At 62.1% G+C, this 24845-nt stretch carries 20 protein-coding genes, 1 tRNA gene and 2 pseudogenes; 10 read left to right on the top strand and 13 right to left on the bottom strand.

The window, feature by feature from the left end; translation table 11 throughout:
- Positions 1–12: 12 nt before the first annotated feature.
- Both HV823_RS03295 and rpoZ read right to left on the bottom strand, forming a co-directional pair.
- The gene (locus tag HV823_RS03295) at positions 13–2235 is read right to left on the bottom strand and encodes a RelA/SpoT family protein (protein WP_176948318.1); all 2223 of its coding nucleotides are present in this window, start codon (positions 2233–2235) and stop codon (positions 13–15) included.
- A 182-nt stretch (positions 2236–2417) separates the two neighbouring features.
- Complete coding sequence (gene rpoZ / locus HV823_RS03290) at positions 2418–2819, bottom strand: DNA-directed RNA polymerase subunit omega (RefSeq protein ID WP_097139243.1); 402 nt, start codon at positions 2817–2819, stop codon at positions 2418–2420.
- Between the two features lie 289 nt (positions 2820–3108).
- Here rpoZ and HV823_RS03285 point away from each other — a divergent pair, with 289 nt between their 5' ends.
- Together HV823_RS03285 and HV823_RS03280 are read left to right on the top strand one after the other, a co-directional pair.
- Positions 3109–3687, top strand: a complete 579-nt coding sequence (locus tag HV823_RS03285) for a LabA-like NYN domain-containing protein (RefSeq protein ID WP_176948317.1) — start codon at positions 3109–3111, stop codon at positions 3685–3687.
- 125 nt (positions 3688–3812) lie between these two features.
- Complete coding sequence (locus tag HV823_RS03280) at positions 3813–4265, top strand: hypothetical protein (protein ID WP_176948316.1); 453 nt, start codon at positions 3813–3815, stop codon at positions 4263–4265.
- A gap of 213 nt (positions 4266–4478) precedes the next feature.
- Here HV823_RS03280 and smpB read toward each other — a convergent pair whose 3' ends face one another.
- Together smpB and dapA are read right to left on the bottom strand one after the other, a co-directional pair.
- A complete protein-coding gene (gene smpB / locus HV823_RS03275; protein WP_176948315.1) occupies positions 4479–4958 on the bottom strand; it encodes an SsrA-binding protein SmpB in 480 nt (159 codons plus the stop codon).
- A gap of 8 nt (positions 4959–4966) precedes the next feature.
- Positions 4967–5851, bottom strand: a complete 885-nt coding sequence (gene dapA / locus HV823_RS03270) for a 4-hydroxy-tetrahydrodipicolinate synthase (RefSeq protein ID WP_176948314.1) — start codon at positions 5849–5851, stop codon at positions 4967–4969.
- Between the two features lie 316 nt (positions 5852–6167).
- Here dapA and HV823_RS03265 point away from each other — a divergent pair, with 316 nt between their 5' ends.
- Positions 6168–8231 (top strand): lytic transglycosylase domain-containing protein, encoded by a 2064-nt coding sequence (locus tag HV823_RS03265; RefSeq protein WP_425487631.1) that lies wholly within the window; start codon positions 6168–6170, stop codon positions 8229–8231.
- Positions 8232–8284: 53 nt separating this feature from the next.
- Positions 8285–9172 (top strand): alpha/beta fold hydrolase, encoded by an 888-nt coding sequence (locus HV823_RS03260; protein ID WP_176948313.1) that lies wholly within the window; start codon positions 8285–8287, stop codon positions 9170–9172.
- A gap of 201 nt (positions 9173–9373) precedes the next feature.
- Here HV823_RS03260 and HV823_RS03255 read toward each other — a convergent pair whose 3' ends face one another.
- Positions 9374–10465, bottom strand: a complete 1092-nt coding sequence (locus tag HV823_RS03255; protein ID WP_176948312.1) for a porin — start codon at positions 10463–10465, stop codon at positions 9374–9376.
- Positions 10466–10975: 510 nt separating this feature from the next.
- Positions 10976–12034 carry a porin gene (locus HV823_RS03250; RefSeq protein ID WP_176948311.1) on the bottom strand — a complete coding sequence of 353 codons (1059 nt, stop codon included), beginning with the start codon at positions 12032–12034 and terminating at the stop codon, positions 10976–10978.
- Positions 12035–12600: 566 nt separating this feature from the next.
- Here HV823_RS03250 and HV823_RS03245 point away from each other — a divergent pair.
- Both HV823_RS03245 and HV823_RS03240 read left to right on the top strand, forming a co-directional pair.
- Positions 12601–12867 (top strand): porin, encoded by a 267-nt coding sequence (locus tag HV823_RS03245; RefSeq protein ID WP_176948310.1) that lies wholly within the window; start codon positions 12601–12603, stop codon positions 12865–12867.
- A gap of 54 nt (positions 12868–12921) precedes the next feature.
- Entirely contained in the window at positions 12922–13989 is a 1068-nt protein-coding gene (locus HV823_RS03240) for a porin (protein ID WP_176948309.1), read from the top strand.
- A 129-nt stretch (positions 13990–14118) separates the two neighbouring features.
- Here HV823_RS03240 and ftsZ read toward each other — a convergent pair whose 3' ends face one another.
- The 4 genes from ftsZ to HV823_RS03220 form a co-directional block, all read right to left on the bottom strand.
- The gene (ftsZ, locus tag HV823_RS03235; RefSeq protein ID WP_176948308.1) at positions 14119–15138 is read right to left on the bottom strand and encodes a cell division protein FtsZ; all 1020 of its coding nucleotides are present in this window, start codon (positions 15136–15138) and stop codon (positions 14119–14121) included.
- Positions 15139–15415: 277 nt separating this feature from the next.
- Complete coding sequence (locus HV823_RS03230) at positions 15416–15553, bottom strand: hypothetical protein (protein ID WP_176948307.1); 138 nt, start codon at positions 15551–15553, stop codon at positions 15416–15418.
- Positions 15554–15795: 242 nt separating this feature from the next.
- Complete coding sequence (locus tag HV823_RS03225; RefSeq protein WP_176948306.1) at positions 15796–16020, bottom strand: hypothetical protein; 225 nt, start codon at positions 16018–16020, stop codon at positions 15796–15798.
- 693 nt (positions 16021–16713) lie between these two features.
- The gene (locus HV823_RS03220; protein ID WP_176948305.1) at positions 16714–17175 is read right to left on the bottom strand and encodes a BA14K family protein; all 462 of its coding nucleotides are present in this window, start codon (positions 17173–17175) and stop codon (positions 16714–16716) included.
- A gap of 523 nt (positions 17176–17698) precedes the next feature.
- Here HV823_RS03220 and HV823_RS03215 point away from each other — a divergent pair.
- Positions 17699–17788, top strand: a tRNA-Ser gene (locus HV823_RS03215).
- A 201-nt stretch (positions 17789–17989) separates the two neighbouring features.
- Here the strand turns inward: HV823_RS03215 and HV823_RS26575 are convergent.
- Both HV823_RS26575 and HV823_RS26570 read right to left on the bottom strand, forming a co-directional pair.
- Positions 17990–18538: pseudogene (locus tag HV823_RS26575) on the bottom strand (hypothetical protein); the annotation flags it as partial.
- Positions 18539–18556: 18 nt separating this feature from the next.
- Positions 18557–19252 (bottom strand): annotated as a pseudogene (locus HV823_RS26570) (alkyl sulfatase dimerization domain-containing protein); the annotation flags it as partial.
- A 148-nt stretch (positions 19253–19400) separates the two neighbouring features.
- Between HV823_RS26570 and HV823_RS03205 the strand changes: the two are divergent.
- Positions 19401–20438 carry a calcium-binding protein gene (locus tag HV823_RS03205; RefSeq protein WP_176948303.1) on the top strand — a complete coding sequence of 346 codons (1038 nt, stop codon included), beginning with the start codon at positions 19401–19403 and terminating at the stop codon, positions 20436–20438.
- A 100-nt stretch (positions 20439–20538) separates the two neighbouring features.
- Here the strand turns inward: HV823_RS03205 and HV823_RS03200 are convergent, their stop codons facing one another.
- Positions 20539–21660 carry a Gfo/Idh/MocA family protein gene (locus HV823_RS03200; protein ID WP_176948302.1) on the bottom strand — a complete coding sequence of 374 codons (1122 nt, stop codon included), beginning with the start codon at positions 21658–21660 and terminating at the stop codon, positions 20539–20541.
- Positions 21661–21793: 133 nt separating this feature from the next.
- Between HV823_RS03200 and HV823_RS03195 the strand changes: the two genes are divergently transcribed.
- Together HV823_RS03195 and HV823_RS03190 are read left to right on the top strand one after the other, a co-directional pair.
- Positions 21794–22666, top strand: a complete 873-nt coding sequence (locus HV823_RS03195; protein ID WP_176948301.1) for a MurR/RpiR family transcriptional regulator — start codon at positions 21794–21796, stop codon at positions 22664–22666.
- A gap of 130 nt (positions 22667–22796) precedes the next feature.
- On the top strand, positions 22797–24731 hold the full coding sequence (locus HV823_RS03190) for a bifunctional 5-dehydro-2-deoxygluconokinase/5-dehydro-2-deoxyphosphogluconate aldolase (RefSeq protein ID WP_176948300.1): 1935 nt from the start codon (positions 22797–22799) through the stop codon (positions 24729–24731).
- The last annotated feature ends 114 nt before the right edge of the window (positions 24732–24845 follow it).

Below are 24845 nucleotides of genomic sequence, written 5' to 3'. Positions count from 1 at the left end.
CCCGGCAGCGTCTCAGGTAAAGACGCGGCTGACCGTGGAAACGCAGTTCAGTTCCTTGAGCTGGCCGATGATCTGGTTCAGCTGGCGCAGGTCCCAGACTTCCAGGTCCATCTGGACTTCGGTGAAATCGGCGGCCACGCGGTTCATCGTCAGCGAGCGAATATTCACGTCGCCGGTCGCCAGCACCTGGGTCACCTCCGCCAGGGAGCCCGGCTCGTTCAGCTCGTTGAGCACGATGCGGGCCATGAAGCGGGTATTGTTCGCCTCGTCCAGATCCCAGCGCACGTCGATCCAGCGCTCCGGTTCGTCGTCGAACTTCTGAAGCGCGGGCGACTGGATCGGGTAGATGGTGATGCCCTTGTCCCGCTCCATGATGCCGACGATGCGATCCCCCGGCACGGCGCCGCCTGCGGAGAAATGGACCTCGGCATTGCCGGAGAGCCCACGGATGGGCAGCGCCTCGGGGCCAGCGGCCATCATCGCGTCCAGCTGCGCCTTGGACTTGCCGGGCAGCTTGAAGACCATGCCGGAGGCGCTGCGCATCGGGAACCAGCCCTCCTCCTGATTGGGCTTCACGGTGACACGCTCATCCTGGTGGTCCGGGTGCACGGCGCGCAGCACGTCGAGCGAGGAAAGCTCGCCGCGGCCGACGGCTGCGATCGCATCCTCGACCTCCTTCTGGCCGAGCCGGTGCAGAACCGGCTTCAGTGCATCGCGCGAAAACGACTTCCCGGCACGGTCGAAGGTGCGCTCGATGATGCGGTAGCCGAGACCGGCATACTGCTTGCGCACCGCAGCACGCGTCGCACGCCGGATGGCGGCGCGCGCCTTGCCGGTCACGACAATCTCTTCCCAGGCCGGCGGCGGCACCTGGATGCCAGAGCGGATGATCTCGACCTCGTCGCCGTTGTTGAGGCGGGTGACGAGCGGCATGATGCGGCCGTTGATCTTGGCGCCGACGCAGGTGTCGCCGATGTTGGTGTGGACCGCATAGGCGAAATCGATCGGCGTCGCCCCGCGCGGCAGGGCGATCAGCTGCCCCTTCGGAGTGAAGCAGAACACCTGATCCTGAAAAAGCTCCAGCTTCGTATGCTCGAGGAACTCCTCGGGATTGTCGCCTTCGGCCAGCGATTCGATCGTGCGCCGCAGCATCGCATAGGCATTGGAGGGAGCGGCCTTCTCGCCGTTGGGCGCCGGCTCCTTGTCCTTGTAAAGCGAATGGGCGGCGATACCGTACTCGGCGATCTCGTGCATGCGGCGCGTGCGGATCTGCAACTCGATGCGCTGGCGGGACGGACCGATGATCGTGGTGTGGATCGACTGATAGTCGTTCTGCTTCGGGGTGGAGATATAATCCTTGAAACGCCCCGGCACGACCCGCCAGCGCGTGTGGACGATACCGAGCGCGCGGTAGCAGGAGGGCACGTCGTCGACGAGGATGCGGAAGGCATAGACATCCGACAACTGCTCGAAGGACAGCGATTTGGACTGCATCTTGCGGAAGACCGAATAGGGCTTCTTCTGCCGCCCCTTGACGATCGCGGTCGCAAGGCCGTTCGCGACCAGCAGCTCGCCCAGTTCCGCCTCGATCTTGCGGATCAGGCCCTCGTTGCGCTGCGACATCTCGGCCAGCTTGCGCGTGACCGTCTCGTAGGCCTCGGGATTGATATGCCGAAAGGCGAGGTCTTCCAGTTCCTCGCGCATGTCCTGCATGCCCATGCGGCCGGCGAGCGGCGCATAGATGTCCATCGTCTCTTCGGAGATCCTCGCCCTCTTCTCGGCCGTCATGTGGTCGAGCGTGCGCATGTTGTGCAGCCTGTCGGCCAGCTTGACGAGGAGGACACGCACGTCGTCGGAAATCGCCAGTAGCAGCTTTCGCAGGTTTTCCGCCTGCTTGGCCTTCTTGGATACCAGATCGAGCTTCTTGATCTTGGTCAGGCCTTCAACCAGCCGGCCGATGTCCTCGCCGAACAGCTCGTCGATCTCGGCGCGGGTTGCCGTCGTGTCCTCGATCGTATCGTGCAGCAGGGCGACCGCGATCGTGGACTCGTCGAGCCGCATCTCGGTGAGGATCGCCGCCACTTCCAGCGGATGGGAGATATAGGGATCGCCGCTCGCCCTCTTCTGCTGCCCATGCTTCTGCATGGCATAGACGTAGGCCTTGTTCAGCAGGGCCTCGTTCGCATCGGGCTTGTATTTCTGAACCCGCTCGACGAGTTCATATTGGCGCATCATCCGGCGGCTGCTCCCACTGCGCCGGGCGCCCGGCCGGGCGCAAATGAGCGCAGTTATATCTTCAAACGACTCATGCCGGACGGACTGGACCGTTCCGGAACAAAGGCGGGCAACGAAAAAGTGCGCCGATCGAGAAGACGGCGCACTGCACAGCTTTCATATATGCGACGGCGCGTGCGCCATCAATAATCGTCGCTCTTCTCCGGCGGGACAAGACCCTCGATACCGGCCAGCAGTTCTTCCTCCGACATACGGTCGAAGGTGACGACTTCCGGCTGGTCTTCGTCTTCCTCGGCGAGAACGAAGCCTGCCTCCTCGGTGACGAGCGAGGCCGCATCGGGCTCGGGCTCGTCCACTTCGACATGCTTCTGCAGCGAGTGGATCAGGTCTTCCTTCAGGTCGCCCGGCGACAGCGTCTCGTCCGCAATCTCGCGCAGCGCGACGACGGGGTTCTTGTCGTTGTCGCGATCGACGGTGATCGATGCGCCCTGCGAAATGAGGCGCGCGCGGTGGCTTGCGAGAAGAACCAGCTCGAAGCGGTTGTCTACCTTATCAATGCAGTCTTCAACGGTGACACGGGCCATTGCCTGTCCTTTACGCTCGAGAATTTCCGGAGTTTTAAAGCCCCGATACAATCAATGGGCCGGGAATTCAAGCTTTTCCTTGCCGACAGAACACGTGAAGGCCCGACGCGCCTCCCGCAGCGGTCTGCCAAGAATTTCACTGTATTCAACCTAGGTTTGCTTGGAAATTTCTAGGCCCTGCCCTAAATCGCGTATATCATTCGTTTGTAATGTTTCTGAGCCGGGTACGCATCAACGCATCGGATTCATACAGATTTTTCAAGCGCTTTCGGCAAAAGGATATCGCTGAATGTTTGATCCCCGCGAAAAGATCGCACTCTTCATCGACGGCGCCAATCTTTATGCCGCGTCGCGAACACTCGGATTCGACATTGACTACCGCAAGCTGTTGAAGGCCTTCCAGAAGCGAGGCTATCTTCTGCGCGCTTATTATTACACGGCACTGATCGAAGACCAGGAATATTCCTCCATCCGCCCGCTGATCGACTGGCTGGACTACAACGGCTACAAGGTCGTCACCAAGCCCGCCAAGGAATTCACCGACTCCCTCGGCCGCCGCAAGATCAAGGGCAACATGGACATCGAACTGGCGATCGACGCCATGGAACAGTCCGAAACGGTGGATCATCTCGTCATCTTTTCCGGCGACGGCGATTTCACCACGCTCGTCGAAGCCCTCCAGCGCCGCGGCCGGAAGGTGTCCGTCGTCTCGACCATGTCGACCCAGCCGCCGATGATCGCCGACGACCTGCGCCGCCAGGCCGACTACTTCATCGATCTCGTGTCACTGAAGGCAGAAATCGGGCGCGATCCTTCCGAGCGCGCGCCGCGCGTGACCGAACATCCGGCGGAAGACCTGCAACACTGACCGGGCGCAACCGGCCGGCAAGCGGAGAAAGCGGGAAAAATCGATAAAATCCCGCACATCCCGCTCAGCATTTCTTCACGCGAGCCTGCTACGGAGATCTTCCAGGCAGGAGCTCGACCACGGAAATGCTGAGTACGATTTCGAACATCAACGGCGGCGCATTTGACATTGCGGCCGGCAGGGCGCAGTCGGCCGGTACCCGGACCGAAGCGGCTGCGGCCGCATTGGCGGCATTGTCGCCGGCGCAGCTCCTGCCGTCTGCGTCCGATCCGTTCGACGACGATGGCGATGCGCTCTCCTTCCTCTACCGCCCAAGCGGCCTTCCCGCCGGCCTTTCGGCACAGTCGGAGGGATCGTCCGGCCAATCCCCCAGCGGCGAAGCGCGCCTCGCCGTCGAAAGCACGCAGCTCACTGCGCTCCTGACGTCGTTGATGGCGCCGGCCACCGCTGCGGACGAGACGCAAAGTGATACGGCGCAACAGCAGGAGGCATCCGAGACGCAACGGCGAGCGCAGGAGCAGGCGCTTCTTCCCGCCCTGCAGCAGTCGCTGATCGCAAGGTTCTACCAGCAGTTCTGATGCGGACCCGCTGTAGCGAGCCATGGCGCACTTGTGACGCGCCGAAAGTCCGCTCGCTCTCATTTGGTGGAGTGGGCCGAGGCAGCGCCACGAAGTCTCCCACCCGTGCAGGCAAGCCCAAGCGCCATGCGATCCGATGGATTGCCCATTGCGCTATCGGCGCGTGTCTTCCCGAAATTTCATGCGATTTCTGCTCCCGCTTCCGGGGAGCCGTCAGCCGCGATCCTTCAGAAGCCGGCTCTTCTGCCGGTTCCAGTCGCGCTCCTTGGCGCTCTCGCGCTTGTCGTGCAGCTTCTTGCCCTTGGCAAGCGCCAGTTCCAGCTTCGCACGGCCGCGATCGTTGAAGTAGATCTTCAGCGGCACGAGCGTCATGCCCTCGCGGTTGACGGCGTTCTGCAGCCGGTGCATTTCGCGCTTGGACAGAAGCAGCTTGCGGCGGCGGCGGGTCTCGTGATTGAAGCGGTTCGCCTGCAGATACTCCGGCAGATAGGAGTTGATCAGCCAGATTTCGCCGCCCTCGTCGGAAGCATAGGACTCGGCGATGTTGGCCTTGCCCTCGCGCAACGACTTAACCTCGGTGCCGGTCAGGACCAGACCGGCCTCGTAGGTGTCCACGATCTCGTAGTTGAAGCGGGCCTTGCGGTTCTCCGCCACGATCTTCTTGACCGTCGCCGGCCCGGCCTTCGTCGCCATGATGCGCCTCAGTTCAGAAGGCCCGCGTGCCGCAGGGCCGCGTCGATGGCCGCCTCGGTCGCAGGCTCGAGCGTCGGCACGAGCGGCGAGCGCACCTTGCGGCTCATGCCGCGCAGGCGGTTCAATCCATATTTCGCTCCGCAGAGGCCGGGCTCCATGAAAATCGCCTTATGCAGCGGCATCAGGCGATCCTGATATTCCAGGGCCTTCGCATAATTGCCGGCGAGCGTCGCCGCCTGGAAATCGGCACAGAGACGCGGGGCGACGTTCGCCGTCACCGAAATGCAGCCGACGCCGCCATGCGCATTGAAGCCGAGCGCAGTCCCGTCCTCGCCCGAAAGCTGGACGAAGTCCTTGCCGCAGGCGATGCGCTGCTCGGAGACGCGCTCGATCTTGCCGGTGGCATCCTTGACACCCATGATCGACGGATAGGCCTTGTGCAACGCCCCCATCGTCTCGGGCGTCATGTCGACGACCGAACGGCCGGGAATGTTGTAGATCACGATCGGCAGACGGACGGCTTCGGCGATCGCCGCATAATGGGCGAAAAGGCCCTTCTGGGTCGGCCTGTTGTAATAGGGTGTGACGACCAGAATGGCATCTGCGCCTGCCTTTTCCGCGTGCTCGGCCAGTTCGACGGCTTCGCGGGTGTTGTTGGAACCCGCACCGGCGATGACGGGAACGCGCTTGGCCGCGACCTCGATGCAAAGCTCAATCACGCGCTTGTGTTCCGCGTGCGAAAGCGTCGGCGATTCACCCGTCGTTCCCACCGGAACGAGGCCGTTGCTGCCTTCGGCGATCTGCCATTCCACATGGGCGGAAAAGGCCGCTTCGTCGACCTCGCCGCTTTCGGTGAAAGGGGTAACGAGAGCGGGTATGGACCCCTTGAACATCGAGTACTCCTGAGGCCAGAGGCGTTCTCTCCGAACCCATGCTTTGGCCGTATTCCTTGATTAAATGCTGCCGCACCATAATCATGTGGCGGTCGGGCGGCAAGCGGCGCAAAACGCGTTTTCTGACTTCGCACATCATTCACGGACAAGTCCCGGGACAGGCCCGGGACAGGCCAGGTCCGGTTGCTTGCGAGCGAATGACGGCGGAGGCGAACGGGACATGGTAACGCTTCATTAACGAAACGAGACGCTAATCATACCAGACGGTTTCGGACGCGCTTCGCGCACGGGGAACATTCGGCGGGCCAGGCTCTTCATGACCAGAACCACAGGCATTGCAGCACTTATCCTGCTCGCGTCGGCGATGGCCGCACCGTGCGCCGCCGACGAGCTTCCGTCCGGCAAGGTGCCGCTGCCCCGCCTGAAGCCGCTGGGTTTTGCGGCCGGCATGCCGTCGCACGAGACGACTGCGGCGATCGCAGCTTTCAGCGGGGCGACACAGGTCGCGCCCGAACTCAAGAGCGGTCTTGACGCGCTTTCGAACCGCGACGTGCCAGCAGCGTTGCGCATCCGCAACGGCATGCAGCAGGACAGCCTCGACCGGCATATCCTGACCTGGGCGATTGCGGTTTCCGGACAGAGGAGCGTTCCCTCCTACGAGATCGCGGCGGCGCAAAAGTCCCTCAAGGGCTGGCCCGGCCTGAAGATCCTGCGGGCCAATTCCGAACGGGCGATGTCCAACGAAAACCCCGATCCCGACGCAGTGCTTGCCGCTTTCGGCACGACCCGGGCCGAAACGGTCGAAGGGGCAATGACGCTGGCGCGCGCGCGCCTCGCCCGCGGCGACGCTGCCGCCGCCGCCGAGACACTGCGCCCGTTCTGGTATGCCAACACGCTCGACCGTGATACCGAGACGAAAATTCTCTCCGAGTTCGGAACGATCCTCACGGTTGCCGATCACCGCAAGCGCATGGACATGCTGCTTTATCGGGAACGGGCAACGCAGGCGCAGCGCTTTGGCGATCTCGCCAAGGCGCAATCGCTCTGGCGCGCCTGGGCCGCCGTCATCAACAAGGCGAAGAACGCCGACGCACTGGTGAAGGCCGTCGATTCCTCGTGGCACAAGGACCCGGCCTACACGTTCCTGCGCGCCGAACTGGCGAACCGACAGGACGACTACGCGCTTGCCGCCAGGCTGCTTTCCGCTGAAACGCCGCCGAACGGAGATACGGCCGCCGCATCCGCATGGTGGGTGGAGCAGCGAATTGCAAGCCGCGGCCTGGCCGACCAGGGCGACTTCAAGACCGCGTACCGTGTGGCCGCACACCATGTCGCCAAGCGCGAAGCCGATGTCGTGGAGGCCGAATTCCATGCAGGTTGGTACGCCCTGCGCGGGCTGAAGGACGCCAAGACCGCATCCCCCCACTTCGGGCGCATCTTGAGCGTTTCCAACCGTCCGCTGGCCGTTTCGCGCGCCTGGTACTGGATGGGACGGGCGGCGGAAACGGACGGCTCGCCGCAGGCGAGCGAATATTACGCCAAGGCCGCCAACTTCGGCGGCACCTACTACGGGCAGTTGGCCGCCGCCCGCATCGGACAGACAAACCTCAACGTCAGCTATCCCAAGCCCAGTACTGCGGAGCGTGACCGTTTCCATGCGCGGGAAGCCGTGCAGGCGATCGACCGGCTGACGGCAGCGGGTCACGGCTTTCGGGCCGACAGCCTTTACCGCGCGCTTGCCGAGGAATTGCAGAGCCCCGGAGAACTGGCACTTCTAGCCGCAAGGGCGGAGACGACAGGAAACCACCAGCTTTCGCTACAGGTCGGCAAGATCGCCTTCGGGCGCGGGATCGACGTCGCCGCGCTGGCGTTTCCCGTCGGCGTAATTCCCGCCAATGCCAACATATCCGGCTCCGGGAAGGCGCTGGCCTATGCGATCGCCCGGCAGGAGAGCGCGTTCAACCCGGCCGCAGTCTCGCCCGCCAATGCTCGTGGCCTGCTGCAGCTTCTGCCAGGCACGGCTCAGGGTGTCGCCAAGCGCTACGGTCTCGCCTACTCCGCCGAACGGCTGACCAGCGATGCGGCCTACAACGCCACGCTGGGTGCGCATTTCCTCGGTGAGCAGATCGACGATTTCAATGGCTCCTATATCCTGACCTTTATCGCCTACAACGCCGGCCCGCGCCGCGTCGGCCAGTGGATCCAGCGCTACGGCGATCCGCGCGGCAGGCCGATCGACGAGGTCGTCGACTGGGTCGAGCGCATTCCCTTTTCGGAAACGCGCAGCTACGTTCAGCGGGTGATGGAGAACTATCAGGTCTACAAGACGCGGCTGGGCCAGAAGGCCGACATCGTGCAAGACCTGCGCATGGGGCGCTGAGCAGCATGCGTCTTCTCTCCTCGCCCCCGGCCAACATCGGATAAAGCCAAGCGATGAGCGAGGGAACCGACCGCAGCTTCGAAGAGATATTTTTCCCCGCCGCAGATGGCCTGTCGCTCTACGCCCGGGACTATCGTGCGCTGTCGGGAGACAGCGCACAAAAGGCGCCCGTCGTCTGCCTTGCGGGACTCAGCAGGAATTCGCGCGATTTCCACCAGTTCGCGATTGCCTTGCGCGAACGGACCGGAAAGCGCGTCGTGGCACTGGATTATCGCGGCCGCGGCCGCTCGGCCAGGGATGACAACAAGGCGAATTACAACATCGCCGCCGAATACGGCGATGTGCTGAGCGCGCTCTCCAGTCTTCGAATCGATCGCGCCGTCTTTGTTGGCACGTCCCGCGGCGGCCTGATCCTGCACATTCTCGCCTCCTCGCGGCCGGATGTCGTGGTCGGAGCTGTCCTGAACGACATCGGCCCTGTGATCGAGCCGGCCGGGCTGCTCGAGATTGCGACATACCTCAATCGCGGCGAACGGCCGCGCGACTGGGCGCAAGCGACCGCATTCCTCCGGGCAACGCATGGAGCGAGCTTTCCGGTGCTGTCGGACGAAGACTGGCGGGATATGGCGGAGGCGATCTATGTGGAAAAGGACGGCGGCATCCATCCCGATTTCGATCCGGCGATTGCACAGCAGTTGCTCACACTGGATTTCGAAAGTCCCCTGCCCGACCTCTGGGCGCAATTCAAGGCTTTCGAAAACATGCCGCTGATGGCGATTCGCGGCGAACACTCAAAGCTTCTTTCGGCGCAGACGCTTGCCGAAATGTCAGGGCGTCAGCCAGGGATGCGGCAGTATCTGTCGATCGGGCAGGGCCATGCGCCGCTCCTGCACAGGCGGGACGTATTTTCCGCCGTTGCCGGCTTTATAGATTCCATCTGATTTCCGGACTGATCGGGACGCGAAAGTCCCGACGTGCCAATCCCCTTGTCAGACAGACCCTCGTAGCGCCCTTGTGGGGCAGCATGCAGAGCAGCCACCTGAGGCCACCACCGGTCACGGCGCGAATATCTAGGCATTCTCAAACGGCAAGAGCCCGGCTTTTGGCCGGGCTCTCTCCAATTTGACCGAGGTCAGATCAGATTAGAAGTCGCGCTGGAAGCGGATCATGCCGCCCCAATCGTTGGCTTCGCCGCCAGCGATGTCGCTGAAGTCAGATACGTAGCTGACTTCCGGACGGATCTTGAAGCCCGGAACAACGGCGTAGTCGAGACCGAGCGAAGCTTCAACCTTGGCGGTGTCGGTGTCGAAGCCAACGCCCTGATCCATGAAGTTCAGGTCGCCGTAGATAGCCAGCTTTTCGGTGGCCTGGTACTTCGCACCGAGCCAGACAGCCCAGTCACCGTACCACTGAGCGTAGTCGTTCAGCTGGTCGCCATCGGTGTTCCAGCCGGCCATGACGTATGCGCTGAATGCGCCGAAGGTGGCGTTGATACGGCCCTTGATAGCGCCTTCTTCAACAACACCGTCGTAACCGCCGACGAGGAATGCCTGGAAGCCACCGCCCGAGTAGCCAACACCGCCAACTACGTTCGGAACGTAGGTGTCAGCGTTCAGTTCGTTCGCGTCGGAGCTGTCTTCAACAGCTGCGGTGAACGTGAAGCCGGCGCTCGTGTCGCCGTAGGTGTAGCGGATCTGGTTGCGAGCCGTATCACCGTAGTTGACGTAGATGTAGTCGTTGTTCGAGAAGCCGCCACCGATGTAACCGCCTGCGAAGAGCGAGTCAGTGAAACCGACGAGGAAGCCGGCGAATTCGATGTAGCCGTGCGCCAGGTTGGTGGAGCCGCCGTTGTTGTTGTCCTTCTGGAACTCAACTTCAGCGTAGGTCTTCAGGGCGCCGTATTCGGTGTCCGTTGCCGTGGAGAACTTAACCGTTGCACGGGTACGGGTGTTCCAGGAGTCGCCACCGCCGAATGCGAAACGACCTTCGTCGTCGAAGCCGTAGGTGTCCTGACCGAGAACGTCGCCGCCCTTCCACTCAACGCGGATGTAGCCGCCGATCTTGAGGCAGGTTTCGGTGCCGGGGATGTAGAAGTAGCCGGTGCCGAACGCGTCGCAGACGCGAACGTATTCCATCGGCTCCGGCTCGGCAGCGACGATTGCGTCGGCAGCCTGTGCGCCGGATACTGCTGCGAGAGCAGCAGCGGAGCCGAGAAGAAGGCTCTTGATGTTCATTTTCTGACCTCCAGTCAAAAGTTTCATTCGGGTCTGGGTCTTTTTGCTGAAGGACAGCGTTCCCTGCCCCATCCCCAACTTCAAAGAAGAGGACGATCACCGCCCCTGCTTCCGGAGTTGAAAATACAAGACGATCAGACCGGCGCAATCTCCAAACAGCCAGAAGCGAGCGTTTGGCTCGTGCTTCCGGTTACCCTGTTGCGCAAAGGACACAAAACTGTAACCAGGGACCGAGAAAATTTACCGGTCGTTAATAAAAAAGCTTAGTATCCGGCCACTTAAGCGCTCCACGCATGGTTCGCGCGCGCCGTACCGAAGCGAAGGAATGCAGGGATTCGCACCGCATAAGAGCCTGTAGCTACTGCAGGCAGCGAAGCCCCGAGCCCATATTGGCCGCGCCATGCTGAGCGAATCTGCGAGCCGCAGCTGTACCGATTCGAGAATCGGCGGCCGGGCCAGATGTGGAAAACCCGGCTCGACGCCGGGTTTTCCGATATCCCCTGGAGGAGATTAGAAGTTGCGCTGGAAGCGGATGACGCCGCCCCAGTCTTCGGCCTCGCGGCCAGCCTTCTCGTCCATGTCGCTGCGGTAGTTGAGTTCCGGAATGACCGTGAAGCCCGGAACGACCTGGTAGGCAACGTTCAGCGCCGCTTCGACGTTGTCGCCGTCGTCGAAGTTGACACCGGCGTTGATGGTTGCCTTTTCGGTCAGCGAGTACGAACCGCCAAGCCAGACAGCCCAGTCGCCATCCCAACGAGCGTACTTGTTCCGGACGTCGCCGTCGGTGTTCCAGCCGCCCATTGCGAAGAGCGAGACCTGGCCGAAGGTGACGTCGCCGCGAACCTTGACTGCGCCTTCTTCAGCATAGTCGTCGTAGCCGCCGACTGCACGGAGCTGCCATACGCCACCGTTGTAACCGACGCCCGCAACGAGGTTCGGTACATAGCTGTCGTAGTTGGCGTACGTGTTGTAGCCGTCGTCGTTGCTGTCGCTGCCGTCTTCGATCGAGAACACGGCGGTGAAGCCGGAGCCCGTGTCGTACTTGTAGGTCAGCTGGGTGGACTGGAAGTCACCGTAGTCAACGTCGTAGTAGTCGTTGATGTTGTTGTTGCCGAAGCCGGTGAAGCTCGAATATGCCGAGTCGGTGTAACCGACCAGGAAGCCGCCGAGCTCGATGTAACCTTCCTGCAGGTAGGTGTCCGAATCCGTGTTGTTGTCACGGTCGAAGCGGGTTTCGACGAAGGTCTTGAGCGCACCGTATTCGGTGTCGGTCGCCGTCGAGAGGCGCAGGGCTACACGGGTACGGGTGTTCCAGGAGTCGCCGCCACCGCCGGGGAAGGTGTCCTGGCCGTTGACGTCGCCGCCCGAGATGTCGACGCGGACGTAGCCGCCGATCTTGAGGCAGGTCTCGGTGCCGGGGATGTAGAAGTAGCCGGTGCCGAACGCGTCACAGACGCGGACGTATTCCATCGGCTCGGGCTCAGCGGCGACGATCGCGTCGGCAGCCTGTGCGCCGGATACTGCTGCGAGAGCCGCAGCGGAGCCAAGAAGAAGGCTCTTGATGTTCATTTTTGACCTCCAGTCAAACATTCTGATCCGATTGCGTCGGGGGGCGAACTCCTCGTCCATCCGTCCGACTGACGCATGTCCGGGTGGGTGCCCCGACCTGCTGACCGCCACATTGCAGCCGGCGGCAAACGACGCAACCGTGAAGCGCGAATATCTGAACTATAATTCAAATAGACTTCCATCAATGTTGCAATAATAACACTGGAAGTGGATGCTAATATACGCCAACCATCAGATTATTTTGGATATTTTTCCCGAATGAGACAACATATTTTATCGTAGGTATCAAAAATGTTCCCTACGTATACTTACGTAATATGGAAACACGGCGAAAATTATGCCGTTAATTTTTAGCAACTCACAGTTAAAATCATATTTTACAAATAAAAATTCAGTAATACTTAGATTGCTGTTAATTGAACTCAAAAATCCGCAGGCTTTTCCGGCCGATGGCAAGCTGCCATCCCCACTGCGAAGGAGCGCCGGATCCCAATTGCCTTGCGTGCGAAGGAAGGATCGGCGAACATGACTTCGACTGGTTTTGTAGTTTCATGGAGTGCAACGGTATGAGCCGCGCCGCGATCAGACTTGTCTTGGCGACGTGCTTGAGTGCCGGAGCGGCTTTCGGTGCTTCAGCCGAGGAAGCCATCAAACAATTCCAGGCGGAAGAATCACGCCCGACGAATCCCTGCGCCCATTTCGGCCCGGGATATTCGCAGCTGGGCGGCACCCAGACCTGCATCAAGATCGGCGGGAGCATTCGCTTCGACGTCGGCGGCGGCGATATCGGCGACAGGGATGCCGGGGCCGTGCGCAAACGGACTGGCGGCTGAAATTCTGCCGCATCGGCATGCTTAGGGTCCAAACAGACCACATAGGCAATGCGCATGAAGACACCACTTGCCGCCTTTGCAGCGCTGCTCTTTTCGACGTGCGTCGCACACGCCGCGGATGCGGCCGTGACCGCGGCGCCGGAGCCTGCTTCCTACGTTCGCGTCTGCGACGCGTTCGGCACCGGCTACTTCTATATTCCAGGGACCGAAACCTGCCTGAAGGTCGGCGGATACCTTCGCGTGGAGGCCGCCGGCGGTGATCCGAACGGACAGGACACCTTTCTAGGCGGCGGCGGCGATTCGTGGTCGACCCGCTCGCGGCTGGCGCTGCGCCTGTCCTCGGCGACCGATACGGAGTACGGCGCCCTCTCGACCTACAGCGAGGCGGAGATCCAGAACGACGACAACGGGCCGACGAGCATCAATATCGAGAACGCCTACCTGGAACTCGGCGGCCTGCGGGTCGGATACTCCGATACGCTCTATACCGAATTCACCGGAGATGCCGGCAACACGATCAACGACTATTACGACGTGAACTACGGCGACTTCGGCCGGACGCAGTTCCGCTACACCTATGGCGGTGAAACGGGCTTCAGCTTCGCCTTGTCAGCAGAAGACGACAGCGATCCGGACGGCGGCCAGGATAATAGCGTGGTCGCGGACGCGGCAAAGCCCGACGACAATTACATGCCCGACCTCGTCGCCGCGCTCGGCTACGCCGCGGACGGCTTCCGAATCCGCGCGGTCGGCGGATACGACGAATCGATGAATGCCGGTGCGGTCAAGCTTCGGCTGGACGGGACGCTGGGGCCGGTCGAACTCTTCGCGATGGGCGGCTGGAACACCAATGGCAGCGAACCCAACAACTATGCCCGCTGGAGCGGCGACTGGGCCCTGTGGGTCGGCGGCACCTTCAAGATGACGGAAAAGGCGACCATGAACGCCTCGGCCAACTTCGACGAGGGCGGCGACGCCGAAGCGGCGCTGAACATGACCTACACGATCGCGCCGGGCTTCACCGTGACGCCGGAAATCAACTACCGCAATCACATGGACGAAAAGGCGGGACCGAACGCGAAGGACTGGGGCGGCGTGATCCGCCTGCAGCGCAATTTCTGATCGCGAACGGATCGGGGTATGCCCGCTCCTGCTCCTACGCTTTGATGACGAAGCCGCTCGGGAGGGGTGCTCGCAAGCGGCTTTGAATTTTGCGGCGCGCCCGATCGCGCGGACGCGGTTGCGGCGGCGCTACCTTTGGAAGTTGACGACAACCTGGGCCTCCGGGTGCGCGCCGGCCTCGGCCTCCATGGCGCCCAGCCCGGTTGCAACCACCGAAACGCGGAAGGTTCCGGCGAGCTCCTGGTCGAAGATGGCGCCGACGACGATGTTGGCGTCGTGGTGCACTTCATCGCGAATGCGCGAGGCGGCTTCGTCAACTTCGAACAGCGTCATGTCATTGCCGCCGGATATCGAAATCAGCACGCCCTGGGCTCCCTTCATCGAGGCTTCGTCCAGCAGCGGGTTGGCAATGGCCGCTTCGGCAGCCTTCATCGCCCTGCCCTCGCCCGTCGCCTCGCCGGTGCCCATCATCGCACGCCCCATATCCTTCATCACGGCGCGAACGTCGGCGAAGTCGAGGTTGATCAGACCTTCCTTGACGATCAGGTCGGTGATGCAACTGACGCCGGAATAGAGCACGCGGTCAGCCAAGATGAACGCATCGGCGAAGGTAGTATTGGCCGTGGCGACGCGGAACAGGTTCTGGTTGGGAATGACGATGACGGTATCGGCGCTTTCACGCAGCCGTGTGATCCCCTCATCGGCCATCTGCATGCGGCGACGGCCCTCGAACGAAAACGGCTTGGTGACGACGCCGACCGTCAGGATGCCGGCATTGCGGGCGGCCTGGGCGATGACAGCCGCAGCCCCGGTGCCGGTACCGCCGCCCATGCCGGCTGTGACGAAGCACATATGGGTGCCGGACAGATGGTCCATGATCTCGTCGATCGATTCTTCCGCAGCCGCCCGGCCGATCTCCGGATGGGCGCCGGCCCCCAGTCCGCCGGTGATATCGGCGCCGAGCTGGATGATGCGGGTGGCCTTCGACATGGTCAGCGCCTGGGCATCCGTATTGGCGACGACGAAGTCGGCGCCCTGCAGATTCTCGGTGATCATGTTGTTGACCGCGTTGCCGCCGCCGCCGCCGACGCCGATCACGGTGATCTTCGGGCGCATTTCCGCGACCTCATGGGTCCGGGCATTCGTCATGTCTCGTCTCCTCGTAGCATCGGGCTGGCGCGCCCCGTAAGGGTTCCGCGCATTCGCGAATCACCGCATCCCCGTTCGTGGATAATGGATAACAGATGTCCGCCGCAAATAAACGCAACCGACAGTTCAGCCTTCGGTGCGTCTCGAATCACGAGGAGACCCAAGAAATGCGGCTTTCTGCCGGCAATGCAGCCGCAAGCGGCTGTTGTGAACAGATTTGGGCACGATCACCGCAACAGCGTGACCAGAGATTCGCTCGATTGGCTCCAGTTCGGGACTAACCCAGGCCAAGCTTGCTGCGCTGATAGGCTTCGAAGCGTCGCGCCTCTTCCTCTGTTGCAAATGCGGTATGAACCGAACTGGTTTCGACCCGCACCGTCACGACCCACTTGCCGCTCTGCTTGACGATCGTCACGGATTTTTCCGCTGCACATCCTCTGCTCAAAGTCCATCTCCCCGACAAGCCACACTCTCTGAGACTGTAATACGTGTCAGAGCACGGTTTGGTTTCAGCAACTTGTCGTAAATGTTTCGTGATCTCGGCCATCATCGCGGGTCCTACGGCCCGCGCGCGACACGGGGCGGCCAGAACTCCGATTTAGAGGCAGAGTTGAGCGCTTGCGCCTCGGGCAGCGGGTGACCCGCCGATTTTCGCGATCAGCCGGTCGGTCGGCGCAATCGGGGGCAGACCGTCGCCTTGAGCTTTTCGCGATCGCGCGCTCCGGCCTTGTAGAACTGGATGATCTGTCGTGCCAGTTCGTCCGCGGCGGCGGAATGGTGAGACAAAAGACATTCCCTGCAGAGATCGTCGAAGACCTCCTGCAGCATGCTGAGATCATCCGGCCCGACGAAATCGTCGGCACGGATAAAGCGCGTAATCATTCACGCCTCCCTTGCAACGACTCCGGGCGCGTCCTGTCTCGCGCCCCATCGCGAAAACACCGAGTTCTAGATCGAAAGATCGATATCGGAGTGCGAGGAAATTTTTACGCTGATAGCGATGAACAGCCAAGCGGAATCTGCCGAGATGGCTGTGGCGGGCGGGTCGAGCATTGCGATAAACCCCATTTCGCTAATGCAGAAATTGCTAAATCGGCAATGAACGGCGATCGAACACAGACGGACCAGGTCATGAACGCATGCCGTGCCTACTGCAAGCGGCGTAACCCAATCAGGTGACGCAGGGCACGCCTGATGCCCTTTTTACGGGCAGCCTCCGATAGCGTCGAAACAGCCATTTCCGCCATCTCGTTTTGTAAACGGCCGTCCACAGGCTGGAGCGGCAATATCAGTTGATGAATGCTTAATGATATATTAAGCCCGGGTGCGGGAGGGGAAGCCGGGAAATCACGAATATGACCTTTCAACTTGTCCAGCTCCTCTGTTTCTTCGCCGCCGTATTCTGGTTTTACCGCTGGGTTGCGCGCGACACGCGCTAGGAGACGTCCGTGCCGCATAGCGTCCGACCGTGATGCCGCGCGCCCTTGCGCACGGTTTCGATCAAACTCACCAAAAGACGAAACCCCGCCGCCGGCTGACCGACGACGGGGTTTTTCGCGAAAGGCCAGCAGACCTTTAGCGATACGGCGAAATGCACTGCGCCCGGACACCGATCTGCGGCACGTAGCTGTTATCGAAGGCGCGATAGGTACGGTAACGGGACATGCACCAGTCGACATGCGCCTGGCTCATGCCGCGCGGGGGTGGCGCTGCCACGCCGGGACTTGCGATGGCACCGCCTATGACGGCACCGGCAGTGAACGCAGCCAGCGGGTACCACCATCCGTCATTGTAGCGGCGATAGCCGGGCCGGTACTCCCGGTAGCCCCTGTGACCGTTGTGCCAGCCGTGGCGCGGCGGCGGACGTCGATAGTGCCGGTCGCGACCGCGATCATCGCGACGGTACTGCACGTCCTGAAGATCGACGGAAATGGCTGCCGGCTGTTTCGCGGTGAGGCTAAAAGGTGCTGCGCCTGCGGGCAAAACGCCCGAGAATGCGGTCAACGCAGCCAAGACGACGACAGAGAGTTTTTTCATAATTCCACCCTTTCAATGTACGCCCCATATGATGAGGGTCCTAGTTGAACAGGGCATGAATGGCGAGGCGCGCGCCCGCCTCGCGCGATCGCGCAAGGATGCGTTGCCGGATTTCGAGCACTCTCAGCGCCATCACAATTGCTTTGCGCCGCCAGCCCCCCCCTTGCGTCGTCCGGGCGTCCCGGCCCCCTCCGCCACTCTCCCAGGCTCGACCAACGGCGGGCTGCACCAAGGGCAGGCTAGACCGAGGGGTCGGGGTCTGCCGCAAAGCGGATGGCGATACTCGCCCGCATCTCGCTTCACCGGAACGGCGTCACCTGACAGAGCATACCCGCGAAGAAGGCGAGCCGGCGGCATAGGGACCGCTGCGGCGGCTCCTTCTGGCAACTGGCCAGCAACTGAAGTTCCGGCGATGTTTCCGGCTTTGGCCGCCGGTGTCCCCACCATCAAAAACGGGGATGCGCGCCGCCAACCAGAAAAAAGGCTTGATCGCCCATCCGATTCCCCATATCAGGACCGCGACGGAGAGGTGGCCGAGTGGTCGAAGGCGCTCCCCTGCTAAGGGAGTATACCGGGAACGGTATCGAGGGTTCGAATCCCTTCTTCTCCGCCACGTGACCTTTGTCCGACCCAGACACATAGGTAACAGTTTGTTCCCAAGACATAGATGACAACTTCGTGCCGAACGGGTTGTCGATGGTTTGCTGGGTCCTCTGCTCCAGATCAACATATCCGTGATCATAGTGCATGAAGCTGACAAGCCAAATGCGTCGTCGATCTCCTTATCATTGTCGCGTCCAGCTCGTCGAGCGGACTAGAATTTAACGACAAGTCCCAGGATCGGCCCCTGCTGGACGACATCGAAGACAAAGCCGTCATTGCTGTAATCGACGCCCAATGCGCGGTAGCCGGCCACTGCCGAGAACGTGTCGTTGAACTTGTAGCCAAGCGTGGCAGCCACGTCCCAATCGATATTGGCACCGCCGCCGCCAACCAGTCCCCAACCGGTCACGAACAGGTTCGGCGTGAACGAGTAGGTGCCTTTCAAGCCTCCGAGTGCATCGACCCAGGTGTCGCCGTCATTTCTCGACTGATTGCCGAGACTTCCCCCGCTCACCGAGACCGACGTATTGACGTGCCAGACCCGGATACCACCAACCACATCGAGACGTACCCTGTTGTCTTCCAGCATGGAATAGCCCACGCCTGCGAACGTCTCGGCGTCGACATCCACGCTCTCGGCCAGAACTCCCAGGGGCGTCCCCCTGCTTCCCGACAGCTTCGTATAGAGGACGTCGCCGACGATGCTGAAGCGGCCATAGCGAGCCTCGCCGATGGCCATCGCTGCGAAATCAAGATGATCCCAGTGTTCCAGGGTTTTGGTGCCCATCATCGTCAGTTCGAGATCGGAACGGTTGATCGTCAGCGTAAGGTCTGCGTCCTTCGCCTGGTGTCCTTGAATATTGGTAAGTGTCGCGTTTTCCATCTCGACCAGGAACATCTCACCAATGTCTGGTAGGATCAGGTTGATGGTGAAGCGCATGCCCTCGGCCTTCCGGCTGTCCATGCGAATGCCGAGGAAGTTGAGAAACAGTTCGGTGGACATGGCCCGGATCACGTCGGGGCTGCTGGTGTCCGCCGTCTCACCCTGTGGAATGCCGGTGCGCAGTTCATAAGACGCGGCAAGAAAACTGTTGCGCACGCCGGGGCTTGCCTGCTGGTAACCGACCTGCTCGAAGACGTCCGCCAGCAGGTCCTTCGCAGCCGCATTCGTCGGTTCGGCCTGCACGAGCTTGTTCAGGATTTCCTGCGCAAGCAGATACTGGCCCTGATCGTGGAGCTCGCGGCCTTTCGCCAGGATTTTGTCAGCGCCGCCCATCATCTCCACGAAGAGTGCCGCGGACTCGGCCTGCGGCACAGGAATCAGCGTCGTCGGGTTGCAGTCCCAGAAGCCAAGGAACCGCTGCACCACGCCGCGGCTGTTGTGCCGCGGGGTGCCGTGATAGTTGCGGCAGTACCATTTGTCGAAGGCGGGCGGTATGCGTCGCGATGGCGGCGGCTCGACCGTCGATGTCATCAAAGAATCATCTCTTCAGCCTCGTTTTGCCACGACTTCGAGCAACCTTTGGGTGCGTCGGCCGACCGTGGCTTCGTTCAAGCCGCATTCAGGAAGGTGCGCATAAGCTTTCAATCATCGACGCCATAGCAGGAAGAGGACGACAATTATGGGTTGGATCAACTCCTACACTTTCGAAGGCAGCAACGGCCGTGACACTGCCACGCAGAACGGCCGTATCGAGGTCGACATCTACACCTACGGCGGCAACGACACGATCTACCTGAACCTCACGAGCCCCGACGGCGGCTTCAACTATGTCAAGGCCGGCAGCGGCAACGACTATGTGAAGAACTGGTTCGAGGGCGGCAACAAGATCGACCTCGGCTCCGGCAACGACACCTATATCCACAACGGCTACGCCATCGACGACGACTATTACGACGTCGTCTACGGCGGCTCCGGCAACGACTGGTTCGAGGTCGAGACGCTGCAGAGCGACTACTACGGCGAAAACGACAACGATACGTTCCTGTCTGTCGGCTATGACAACTACTTTAACGGCGGCTCGGGCAACGATACGCTGAGCTATGCGCTGCAGGACGACAGCGACCTGCGCGGCCGCGGCGTGTATGTCGATCTCGACAAGAAGTTCGCCAAGGTGGGGTCGAACAAGGAGACGTTCACGAGCATCGAGAACGCCACAGGGACCGGCTTCAACGATACGCTGCGCGGCAATTCCGGTGCCAACGACCTGAAGGGCGGCAGCGGCAACGACATCCTGTCGGGCCGCAGCGGCAACGACTATCTCGTCGGAGGCTCCGGCAGCGACGAACTTCTGGGCGGCAACGGCAACGACGATCTCGTCGGTGGCCGCGGCCACGATATCCTGAACGGCGGCTCGGGCTCGGACTATTTCATCTTCGATTCGATCAAGGATTCCGTCGTCGGCAGCAAGCGCGACGTCATCGAGGATTTCTATCGCTCCGAGAATGACAGGATCGATCTCAGCAACATCGACGCCAACGTCAACCGCAGCGGCAACCAAGCGTTCAAGTTCATCGGTACGGATTCGTTCGACGACAGGGCGGGCGAACTGCGCTACTCCGGCCACGTCATCTCCGGCGACGTGGACGGCGACGGGAAGGCGGATTTCCAGATCTATGCCAACCTGACGAAATACTATGCGAGCGACTTCGTCCTCTGAGGCGAAATGAACGCTCGAATGGCTCGAGAGGGGGCGCGGCCTGACGACGGCCGCGCCTCTTGCATTTCAGACAGTTCCCGACGCCCATCCGGACGGCGCCTCACACATCCGCGACGTCCACCCAGCGACGTTCGGCAAAGGACTGCGCCATCGCATGCACGGAGCGCTCGATTCGGAGGCCCTCGGCAAAGTCGATGGCGCGGAAGGGCTCCCCGCCGATCGCGGCGACCAGTTCACGGCATTCGACCACCTTGAGGTCGTTGAAACCGAGGCTGTGTCCGGGGGCAGGAACGAAGCGATCGTAGGGCCTGTGCTGCGGACCGGCCAGCACCGTGACGAACCCCTGCTCTCCCGTCGGGCCTGCGGCGCGGTAGATCTGGAACTCGTTCATGCGCTCCTGATCGTAGACGAGCGCGCCTGCGGAGCCGAAAATCTGCAGCGCGATGCGCCCCTTGCGGCCCCAGGCCGCGCGGTTGACCATCAGCACCGCGGGAATGCCGCCTTCCAGCCGCATCAGCACGCTGGCCTGGTCGTGGTTTTCGACCGTGCGCCGCCCGCCGTCCGTAAGCGGGCGATCGGCATAGGGCTTGCCGAGATCCGTCATGACGGATTTTGCGTGGCCGACGAGGTTCCACAGCAGCGACAGCGTATGCACGGCGAAATCGTCGAGCGCGCCGTAGCCAGACGCCTTTTCGCTGCGCGGCGAGAACGGCGCTTCCGGATCGGCCATGAAGTCTTCGTCCATCTCCACCCGCACCTGGGTGACGGTGCCGATCGCGCCCTCTTCCAGCAGCTTGCGGATATGACGCATGACGGGGTTCTGGATGTAGTTGTAGCCGATGATCGCAACCTTGCCGGAGCGCTTGGCGGCGGCCAGCATCCGTTCGGCATCGGCAAGCGAGGTGGCCATCGGCTTTTCGCACCACACGTGCTTGCCCGCCTCCAGTGCCGCAATGGCCATCTCCGCGTGAAACTGGTTGGGCGTGGTGATCGAGATGACGTCGACCTCCGGATCGGAAAGAAGCTCGCGCCAGTCGGCGGTTGCCCTGGCAAAGCCGAATTCTCTGGCGCGGGCGGCGGCGAACTCGGCATTTCGCTCGGCCAGATGAACCAGACGCGGCCGGTCCACGTCGCCGAATATCGTCGCAACATTGTTCCAGGCAAGCGCGTGACACTTGCCCATATATCCCGTACCGATCAAACCGACACCGATGGCTGCCATCGTCTCTCCTCCGTCGTGGCGTGCGCGGAAATGATGGACCGGAATATTTCGGAATGAAAGTGACATTTTGCGATATTTATGGAATAAACATTTCATCGGATCGCAACAGGCTTTACCGGGGAACTGATCGAGGATGGACGAACAGGATAGTGCGGCAATCCGCGTGCCGCGGGATTTCGACAGTCTGCGCAGCGTCATCATCGAGCGTAAGGAAGCGCTGCCGAAACGCCTGGCGCAGGTGGCCGCCTATGCGCTGGGGCATCCCGACGAAATCGCCTTCGGAACGGCGGCGAGCATCGCATCTGCCGCAGACGTGCAGCCCTCGACACTGGTGCGCCTCGCCCATCACCTCGGCTTCGACGGGTTCTCCGACCTGCAGACGGTGTTCCGCGAGCGACTGCGCGAACGCACGCTTTCCTACGAGGACCGGCTTGCGACCCTCGAACAGGGCACGGACGGCGATGGCGAGAACGAACTTCTCGGCGGTTTCATCGCCGCTGCCAGCCAGTCGGTCGCACGGCTGGCGACGACCATCGACAGGGATGTGTTTTCACGGGCCGTAGCGCTTCTGGCCAGCGCCGAGACGATCTTTCTTGTCGCCAAGCGAAGGTCCTATCCGCTGACGGCGCACATGGCCTATGCCTTCGGCAAGCTCGGCATCCGGCACCAGATGATCGCCTCGCCGAACGGCATAGACGGAGAACTGGCCGGATTTGCCACCCCGCGCGATGCCGCCATCGCCGTCAGCTTTTCGCCCTATGCCGCCGAGAGCCTCGGCCAGGCGCAAGCCTTGAGCGAACGGGGCGTGCCGATCGTGGCGATCACCGATTCGGCGTTTTCACCGCTGGCGGGTTGCGCCACCCACTGGTTCGAGGTGGCCGAGGCGGACTATGGCGGCTTCCGCTCCCTCTCCGCTTCGATGGCACTTGCCATGGCGCTGCCCGTCGCCATCGCCGAGAAGCGCCGCCAGCAGGAACGCGACGGCAAGCGATCCGGCCAGAAGTGATTTTGGGCCTGTGTGTTACGGGGCACAAGCGATATGGAACAAATATTCCGAATTGACTAGACTTCGGAATTGATGTTTCATTTTCGGCAGATGCGAATGGTCGTGACCGGCCGTGCGCAGGGAGGACCCGATGCCGAACAACAACCCGCATACCTTGCCTGAACCGAGCCTCGACGTGATCGCGATCGGGCGCTCGTCGGTCGATCTCTACGGGCAGCAGCTCGGCAGCCGGCTGGAGGACATCACCTCGTTTGCCAAGTCGGTCGGCGGCTGCCCGGCCAACATTGCGATCGGCACCGCCCGGCTCGGGCTGAAATCGGGCCTGATCACCCGCGTCGGCGACGAGCAGATGGGGCGCTTCATCCGCGAACAGTGCGCCCGCGAGGGCGTCTCGACGCAGGGCATCGTCACCGACCGCGAGCGCCTGACCGCGCTGGTGCTGTTGGCGATCGAGGCGGAGGGCGTCTCGCCGATGATCTTCGTGCGCACCGACTGCGCCGACATGGCGCTCTGCGAAGACGACATCGACGAGGCATTCATCCATTCCGCCCGCGCCGTCCTCGTCTCGGGCACGCATTTCTCGAAGGCCAACACCGAAGCCGCGCAACGCAAGGCGATGCGGATCGCGCGGGAAGCCGGCCGCAAGGTCATCTTCGACATCGACTATCGCCCGAACCTCTGGGGCCTTGCCGGCCATGCCGAGGGCTTCGAGCGCTACGTGAAGTCCGAGCGCGTCTCGCAACTCCTGAAATCGGCGCTGCCGGAATGCGACCTGATCATCGGCACGGAAGAGGAGATCATGATCGCGTCCGGCGCGGACGACGTGCTCTCCTCGCTGAAGGCGATCCGTGCGGTCTCCGACGCGACCATCGTGCTCAAGCGCGGCGCCATGGGCTGCATCGTCTATGACGGCGCGATCAGCGACGACCTCGAGGACGGCATCGTCGGCAGGGGGTTTCCGATCGAGGTCTACAACGTGCTCGGCGCCGGCGATGCCTTCATGTCCGGCTTCCTGCGCGGCTGGCTGGGCGGGGAAGATCTCGCCACCTCCGCGACATGGGCAAACGCCTGCGGCGCCTTCGCCGTCTCCCGCCTGCTCTGCTCGCCGGAATATCCGACCTGGGCGGAACTCAGCTATTTCCTCGAACACGGCAGCCCGCAGCGGGCACTGCGCAAGGACGAGGCGATCAACCACTTGCACTGGGCGACGACACGGCGCGGCGAGATTCCGCTGCTGATGGCGCTTGCCTGCGACCACCGCATGCAGCTTGTCGAGCTGGCCGACCAGCTTGGCGTGCCGCACGAGAAGATCTCCGCCTTCAAGCGGCTGACGGTGGAGGCGGCCGCGCGCGTGGCCGACGGCAGGCCGGGATATGGCATGCTGATCGACGAGCGCTTCGGCCGCGACGCCTTTTTCGACGCGGCGACGAAGAATTTCTCCTGGATCGGCCGGCCGGTGGAACTGCCCGGCTCGCGGCCGCTGCGTTTCGAATTCAGCCAGGACATCGGCTCTCAGCTCGTCGAATGGCCAGCCGGCCACTGCATCAAGTGCCTGTGCTTCTATCATCCGGACGATCCGGCGCCGCTGAAGGCCGAGCAGCAGGAGAAACTGCGAACCCTTTTCGAGGCGGCGCGGCGGGTTGGACGCGAACTGCTGGTCGAGATCATCGCCGGCAAGAGCGGACCGTTGGAGGATGAGACGGTTTCCACCGCCCTGCAGGAGCTCTACGAGCTCGGCATCAAGCCGGACTGGTGGAAGCTGGAGCCGCAGGCTTCTGCGCAGGCGTGGCGGAACATCGAGGCGGTGATCGCCGCAAACGACCCCTATTGCCGCGGCATCGTGCTGCTCGGGCTGGAGGCGCCCAAGGAGGAATTGCTGCGGGCGTTCGAGGCGACGAAGGCAGCGCCTGCGGTGAAGGGGTTCGCTGTCGGGCGGACGATCTTCGCCGATGCGGCGCGCCAGTGGCTTTCCGGCCGGATCGACGACGAGGCAGCGATCAAGGACATGGCCGGACGGTTCCGGGAGTTGACCGAGGCCTGGCTTTCGGCGCGTGGGGCGAAGTAGCCCAGAATCCCATCGAGGAGAAGGTGACCCAAAGGGCCGGACGAGAGGGACGGCCCGGCACTCTTGCCCAGCGCTGATGGGCGGAGGATTATGTTGACGGGACAAGAAGAGACG

Origin of the sequence: Mycoplana rhizolycopersici, from assembly GCF_013378445.1 — a bacterium.
GTDB lineage: Bacteria > Pseudomonadota > Alphaproteobacteria > Rhizobiales > Rhizobiaceae > Mycoplana > Mycoplana rhizolycopersici.
This window is presented reverse-complemented; position numbering and strand designations above follow the sequence as displayed.

What these genes read in the sequence shown, in the direction of transcription:
- HV823_RS03295 (WP_176948318.1), bottom strand. Translation starts at nt 2,235, where the DNA reads ATGATGCGCCAATATGAACTCGTCGAGCGGGTTCAGAAATACAAGCCC.
- rpoZ (WP_097139243.1), bottom strand. Translation starts at nt 2,819, where the DNA reads ATGGCCCGTGTCACCGTTGAAGACTGCATTGATAAGGTAGACAACCGC.
- HV823_RS03285 (WP_176948317.1), top strand. Translation starts at nt 3,109, where the DNA reads ATGTTTGATCCCCGCGAAAAGATCGCACTCTTCATCGACGGCGCCAAT.
- HV823_RS03280 (WP_176948316.1), top strand. Translation starts at nt 3,813, where the DNA reads ATGCTGAGTACGATTTCGAACATCAACGGCGGCGCATTTGACATTGCG.
- smpB (WP_176948315.1), bottom strand. Translation starts at nt 4,958, where the DNA reads ATGGCGACGAAGGCCGGGCCGGCGACGGTCAAGAAGATCGTGGCGGAG.
- dapA (WP_176948314.1), bottom strand. Translation starts at nt 5,851, where the DNA reads ATGTTCAAGGGGTCCATACCCGCTCTCGTTACCCCTTTCACCGAAAGC.
- HV823_RS03265 (WP_425487631.1), top strand. Translation starts at nt 6,168, where the DNA reads ATGACCAGAACCACAGGCATTGCAGCACTTATCCTGCTCGCGTCGGCG.
- HV823_RS03260 (WP_176948313.1), top strand. Translation starts at nt 8,285, where the DNA reads ATGAGCGAGGGAACCGACCGCAGCTTCGAAGAGATATTTTTCCCCGCC.
- HV823_RS03255 (WP_176948312.1), bottom strand. Translation starts at nt 10,465, where the DNA reads ATGAACATCAAGAGCCTTCTTCTCGGCTCCGCTGCTGCTCTCGCAGCA.
- HV823_RS03250 (WP_176948311.1), bottom strand. Translation starts at nt 12,034, where the DNA reads ATGAACATCAAGAGCCTTCTTCTTGGCTCCGCTGCGGCTCTCGCAGCA.
- HV823_RS03245 (WP_176948310.1), top strand. Translation starts at nt 12,601, where the DNA reads ATGAGCCGCGCCGCGATCAGACTTGTCTTGGCGACGTGCTTGAGTGCC.
- HV823_RS03240 (WP_176948309.1), top strand. Translation starts at nt 12,922, where the DNA reads ATGAAGACACCACTTGCCGCCTTTGCAGCGCTGCTCTTTTCGACGTGC.
- ftsZ (WP_176948308.1), bottom strand. Translation starts at nt 15,138, where the DNA reads ATGACGAATGCCCGGACCCATGAGGTCGCGGAAATGCGCCCGAAGATC.
- HV823_RS03225 (WP_176948306.1), bottom strand. Translation starts at nt 16,020, where the DNA reads ATGATTACGCGCTTTATCCGTGCCGACGATTTCGTCGGGCCGGATGAT.
- HV823_RS03220 (WP_176948305.1), bottom strand. Translation starts at nt 17,175, where the DNA reads ATGAAAAAACTCTCTGTCGTCGTCTTGGCTGCGTTGACCGCATTCTCG.
- HV823_RS03205 (WP_176948303.1), top strand. Translation starts at nt 19,401, where the DNA reads ATGGGTTGGATCAACTCCTACACTTTCGAAGGCAGCAACGGCCGTGAC.
- HV823_RS03200 (WP_176948302.1), bottom strand. Translation starts at nt 21,660, where the DNA reads ATGGCAGCCATCGGTGTCGGTTTGATCGGTACGGGATATATGGGCAAG.
- HV823_RS03195 (WP_176948301.1), top strand. Translation starts at nt 21,794, where the DNA reads ATGGACGAACAGGATAGTGCGGCAATCCGCGTGCCGCGGGATTTCGAC.
- HV823_RS03190 (WP_176948300.1), top strand. Translation starts at nt 22,797, where the DNA reads ATGCCGAACAACAACCCGCATACCTTGCCTGAACCGAGCCTCGACGTG.